This window comes from Georgenia sp. 311, assembly GCF_006151955.1.
Lineage (GTDB): Bacteria > Actinomycetota > Actinomycetes > Actinomycetales > Actinomycetaceae > Oceanitalea > Oceanitalea wutianyii.
The window spans coordinates 29,644-30,910 of sequence record NZ_VDFS01000053.1; the positions used below are offsets into that span (position 1 = coordinate 29,644).

2 protein-coding genes are annotated in these 1,267 nt (G+C 76.9%); one reads left to right on the forward strand and one right to left on the reverse strand.

Going from position 1 to position 1,267, the window contains the following annotated elements; translation table 11 throughout:
- Nucleotides 1-517: YbhB/YbcL family Raf kinase inhibitor-like protein (locus FHE66_RS11790; RefSeq protein ID WP_139073160.1), on the reverse strand; the 517-nt coding region annotated here is incomplete at its 3' end.
- Between the two features lie 129 nt (nucleotides 518-646).
- On the opposite strand from FHE66_RS11790, the gene FHE66_RS11795 reads away from it, so the two are divergent.
- A partial coding sequence (locus FHE66_RS11795) for a hypothetical protein (RefSeq protein WP_139073154.1) occupies nucleotides 647-1,267 on the forward strand: 621 nt, incomplete at its 3' end.

The following is a 1,267-nucleotide window of genomic DNA, read 5'->3' on the forward strand; positions in this document are numbered from 1 at the left end:
AGGTCGGGGCGATGACGGCGCGGGCGATCGTGTGGAAGAGGGCCACGAAGGCGACGCGGGTGGGGCTGTCGTCGGGGTCGAGGTCGAGGGAGTCGGTGTCCAGCGCGTGCACCGCGAAGTAGTAGCGGTGCGGACGGTCGCCGGCGGGCGGCGCGGCGCCCGTGTAGGCGTGGGTACCGCCGTCGTTGCGCACGTGGTAGGCGGCGCCGGGCAGCATGAGGTCGCTCTCGCCCCAGCCCTGCTCGAGCTCGGTGAGGTCGACCGGCAGGTCGACGATCGTCCAGTGCCAGAACCCGGCCGGCGTCGGCGCGTCGGGGTCGAAGCAGTTGACGAGGAAGCTCTGCGTCCCGGCGGGGAAGCCCGACCACGCCAGGTGGGGGGAGACGTTGCCGCCCTCGGCGGTGAACTGGGCGTCCAGCGGCTGCCCGTCGGCGACGTCGTCACTGCGCAGGGTGAAGGACGGCACGGCGGGGAGCAGGTCGTACGGGGCGGGGGCAACAGGGCGTTGCAGGTCCATCGAGGCCTCCTCTGGGGTGGGTGCACGCCCAACCTACGGTGCCGGGCCGGGCGGCGCAGGCAGCGTCGGGCCCGTGTCGGTACCCCCTGTCATGATCGAACAGGAGTTCGATAAACTGTGGAGGTGGAGATGACGGCGACGCATGCGGACCGCATGGCGACCGCCCGCCGGGCCCTCGAGCGGGCCGAGGCGGCGGCCGGCCTGCGGACCCGTCTCGCCGCTCCGCTCCGGCTCGCCCCTGCCGACCCCCTCCTCCCGGCACCCACCCCGGACGCCGCCCCTTCCCAGGCGCCGGCGGCCGAGGCGCCCGCCCGGCCGGCGGCCGCCGCGCACCCTGCCGCGCCCGGGTCCGTCACCGGCGGCGGCATGTCCGAGCACCTCCCGGTACCAGCGGTGCTCGCCGGGTTCTTCCCGGCCGACGGACTGCGCCGGGGCAGTGTGGTCCAGGTCGGCGGGTCCTCCTCCCTCCTGCTCGCCCTCCTCGCCGCCGCCCAGGGGGAGGGGTGGGCCGGGCTCGCCGCCCTGCCGGACGTCGGGCTGCAGGCCGCCGCCGAGGCGGGGCTCGCCCTCGAGCGCGCCCTCCTCGTGCCGCGCCCCGGCCCGGAGGCCGCCTCCGTCGTCGGGGCCCTCGTCGACGGCGTCGACGTGCTGGCCGTGGGCGACTGCCGGGCGCTGGGCGCCCGGGACCGGCGGCTGCTGTCCGCGCGGCTGCGCAGCCGCGGTGCGGTGCTGCTGAGCACGGCGCACTGG